We start from the raw sequence: 273 nt of genomic DNA on the forward strand, positions 1-273 counted from the left end.
TCCGGGGCGCTCTCGATGAGCAGCAGTTCGTGCTGCACTATCAGCCGCAAATCAACATCGAGACGGGTCGTATCGACGGGGTGGAGGCGCTGTTGCGCTGGAATCATCCCGAGTCCGGACTCACGCTGCCGGGTCGCTTCCTGCCGGTCCTCGAATCCTCCGGAATGATCGTCGCCGTCGGTGAATGGGTGCTGCGCAGGGCGGCGGAGGATTGTCGGCGCTGGGGCGAGGCAGCCCTCGGACCGGTGCGGATCGCGGTCAACGTCTCTGCGC

The 273-nt window shown here is 66.3% G+C and carries 1 protein-coding gene; it reads left to right on the top strand.

Annotated features, from left to right (window positions below):
- Positions 1-273, top strand: a 273-nt coding sequence (locus tag ACZ3HH_RS29950; RefSeq protein ID WP_465810196.1) for an EAL domain-containing protein, incomplete at both ends; no start/stop codon positions are given.

This window comes from Pseudomonas sp. PME37.24/025 (assembly GCF_055556615.1).